General features: G+C 31.9%; 2 protein-coding genes and 1 pseudogene. All 3 read left to right on the plus strand.

What is annotated here, in order from left to right; genetic code table 11:
• Positions 1–245, plus strand: a pseudogene (locus AAC855_RS21015) (aspartate carbamoyltransferase); the annotation flags it as partial.
• 460 nt (positions 246–705) lie between these two features.
• Positions 706–2484, plus strand: a complete 1779-nt coding sequence (locus AAC855_RS21020) for a hypothetical protein (protein ID WP_340612092.1) — start codon at positions 706–708, stop codon at positions 2482–2484.
• A 22-nt stretch (positions 2485–2506) separates the two neighbouring features.
• Positions 2507–4102: trypsin-like serine protease (locus tag AAC855_RS21025; RefSeq protein WP_340612093.1), on the plus strand; the 1596-nt coding region annotated here is incomplete at its 3' end.

A 4102-nucleotide genomic window follows, 5' to 3' on the forward strand; every position in this document is an offset into this window, starting at 1 on the left:
TGACCCGCGTTCAGAAAGAGCGCCTTGCCCCTTCTGAATATGCAATATCAAAGCCCAGTTTGTGCTGCGGGTGGCAGATTTGGTGAAACCTGAAAGTACTCCATGCTCTGCCACGTATTGATGAAATCACCGTTGATGTAGATAAAACGCCTTATGCGTATTACTTCCAGCAGGCGGGTAATGGAATTTATGCTCGTCAGGCGTTGCTGTCGCAGGTACTGAATGAAAATGTTGTTATCGAGTAATAAAGAAATAACAGGTTAACATAAATAAACAGTGACAAATATTATAGCTAAGAAAATTACATCTGAGCCATAATATTATTTCCCGCCAAATGCTTTAATATCAGTTTATTAAACACTCCCTTTATAAATTGATTATTGCTTGCCAAAAATTACGTTATTCCATCCATGATGTTACACCGACACCTCAGATCGACCAGAAAACCCTACTGTCTATATAATAAAATCTATCCATCCACAACATTCATACATTAAAAATAATATAAAAAAACACTTGCCAATTTTGGACATTATTGTAGTGCTTTACCATACTTAAATATGCTTTTTTCTTTTAGTAAATTGACTGAATATAAGTTATACATCCATTAATAATTTCACAATAAAATTTAATATATCAATCTAATTTAATAAAAAGGCCTACATGTATTTTTATTAAAATTATAATATTAGTTAAGGTTACACTATGAAAAACAATAAATTATATTTCATGACATTTCTCACCACTTTATTCTGCTTTAACACAGTCAGTGTGGCTAAATTAATCAATGAGAGTGTTAACTCTAGTGAAGAAAACAAAAACCCTAAAAAAAAGAACTCTATTTTTTCAAAATATTATAATTTAACATTTGAAAACATCAGTAAATATGATTCTGAAATTAAAGTATTAGGTAGTGACTGCATGTATGATGTTGGAAATAAAAATATTAATTTAAAACCTGAAGGTAAATATAACCAGCCAATTGAGGATAGTGACAACGCCAATCCGTTTAGTGGGGAGTTTTGCCAAGGTAGTCCAAAATACGTAATATGGAAAACAACTCTTAAAAAAAATGGAGATAATTATGAATCATGCATTTTAAAATTAAGAACAGCCTCAAAAGGTTTATTTTCATGGGTTACAACAGTTCGCGCATACGACTGTAATCTTAAAATAACTGCTAAATGTAGCGGAGAGAATTGTTTAAATACATATGTTGACAGTAAGAAAAGTGATTATGCGGTTATAAGCATCGATAATACATGGGAACCACCAGAGATTATCTCCTCTGATCCACCCACTCAGGCCCAAAATAACTATATTAACATTACAGGACAAGGGCTTATGAAAGATGACTCGTTACCTTATCTTGTCACTAATTTTGACCAAAATAAATATAAAGTTGAGCTTATAGAAGGAAAAAAGACTCACTGGCAGGCAAAAGTTTGGATAAACTGCGAATTAATTCCCAGAAAAATTAGTATTAAGGGTATTGAAAGTTCAGAAATTACTATTAAAGGGCCACCATGTGGTGCAACCATAACCTCAATGAAGGATGCTCAAATTATACCTGATGGAAAATATGACATATCCGGTTTAATTAACTCTAAAATTCCAGATGATGCTAAAAAAATTAAAGTAGCAATTTCTAGTTTTGATGATCCTGATTACACTCATCCTTCTGAACCAAGGAAAGAGTATACCCCTGATGTTGATTTTAATTCCGGCACATGGAGCATTAAAGGTTTAAACTCAAAATGTTTTAATTACTATAAAGCATCAGTGCTTTTTAACCAGAATAGGAAAGAAGGAAATAATCTACCCGGAAAAAGAGAAATTAAATTTGGAGTAGCACATTGTCCGGTAAAAATCACAAAACCTGTTATGCATGAATTTATTACTTCAAAAGAAGAAAGCCCTAAACAGATTACAATTGAAGGGAAAGTAACAGAAAAAACACCTCTCGATATAATTGCAAACTACTATTCAAATGGTGAACATGTTCTCCCAATTATTTCTCGCATTGGAAATAATTGGCAAACAAAAATGAGTGATGCTCCTGCCGGTTTTATAAAAATTAAAGCTAAAAATACAGGAACACCAAATGTTCCCATTCAAAATAGCAATGACGAAGTCACTATACTGAAATCAAAAGATTTCTCTGTAAAATATGAAATCATCGATAATGTATTTACCCACTTTTATGGAACTTCCATGCCTACAGAGGATAAAAAAATCAGTGATTTCAAAGAAAGCCTCCATCCTAAAATAATAATATTTTCTGATGATGTAAAAGCGGAAGAAATAATTCCTGATGAAAAAGGAAATTGGAGTTCAGACAATGAATATTATGCTAAACGAGGAGTATACTTTTTTACTATCCATGAAACATCTGATAATGAAAATTATCCAGCAAGGAAAGATAAAAAACTGGAATGTACTGGAGGTAATGACCATATAACTTGTATTGAAAAAAATAATTAATCTCCCTATTAACGAGGCTGCTATGATTATATTTAAAGTATTTTTTATCCTCTCGTTATTATCTTACAGTGTAAATGTATTTTCAGATACTGTATTGCCCCCCCACCCAATAGAAACAATTGCTGGAGGAGAAGAAAGCTGTATTGATAGTAAAGATAGCAAATGCAAACCTTGGGTTGTAAATATCCGTCTTGAAGATAAATTAGGAAAAGATGTTGGTACATGTAGTGGTTCGCTGATCTCTCCAAGCTATGTTTTAACAGCAGCACATTGCCAGGGTGACAATAAAAAAATTGAAAAATATTCGATTGAAAATTACGAAAAAAAAGTAATGGGTACTGCACCATATGAAAATTTTGTTCCATACTCTGATATCGAAGGTAATGGCGCAGATTTTGCAATAATAAAATTAGATAATTCTATTGATTTAGCTAATTATGGCCATGTTCGTCGTTTCTTTAACTATGATGAAGCTTATGAAAAAATAGACAAGGATTATTATAACGCTTCTATCTATGGCTATGGTAATTTGGGAATTGATCCAACAACAGGAAATCAGATAAGAAATACAGAAGGAAAACAGCAGAGAGCTGATGTTAATATTGTCATTGATGCCATAGATTATTACCGAAATCATGGGCTTCTTATAAAAGAAAATGAAAATTTAAAGCCAGGAGTTGCACAAAATTCAGACTCTGGTGGCCCGGTTATTTGGCATGATACAATCATCGGTGTTATATCCACAGGATTAAGTACTCTTAAAGATAACAATAAAGCTCGTCCATTGTTTTTCGCTTCAGATGTTACAGGAAAATATAATTTTTCCAATTTTACTGTCGTAAAAAACCTAGGATATTGGTTTTCTAAAAACATGAAAAAAATATGGATCGACAATCCGGATTGGGGTGAAAAATTAAGTAAAAGGAGAGAAAACATACCTATAGAGGGATTTGGTCGTCCATCCACTGAGATCAATCTTCGTTACTCCATTAATCACGAAAATGAAAAAAATACTAAATGTCCGGTACGCTCAACTAGTGAATGGACATGTAATATCCCATATGATTCTTATTTTACTAAAGAAATTAAGGAAAATAATGAATATAAAATTACTATTACAGCTGAAGAATTAAATAGCAAAGATAAACCATGGGAAAGTGATACCATAACAGCAATAATACCAAACATAAATCAAGAGATTGGCATTATTTACCCATCAGATAAATCAACAGTTCTAACCAAAGACTTTACCATACGTGGATACGCCGCCCCTGGTTCTGATATAGAATTGATATTAAGATCTAATTACGATAAAGAAATTTACAAACGGGATAAATTATGCCCTGGGCTTTATAAAGAAGAATTTATAAAAACAGGTAAGAATGGATTATGGTCATGCAGTATAATGCCTGATATTAATCTTAAAAATTTAGGAAAAGATAACAACTATAATATAACTGTATATCAAAAATCCCAAAATAAAAAAATCAGCGATCAAGTCAGCATTAGTTTAAAACCAGAAGATTATTCCACTTTAAATGTTGAGCCAAACAAAAATAGAAAAGGAAGCATATATAGAAAAATATTAGAATATAATGTAAATTATGCTAACAATGCA

Source organism: Xenorhabdus bharatensis (assembly GCF_037996705.1).
GTDB lineage: Bacteria > Pseudomonadota > Gammaproteobacteria > Enterobacterales > Enterobacteriaceae > Xenorhabdus > Xenorhabdus bharatensis.

Coding starts and splice junctions, on each gene's coding strand:
- AAC855_RS21020 (WP_340612092.1), top strand. CDS start 706: ATGAAAAACAATAAATTATATTTCATGACATTTCTCACCACTTTATTC.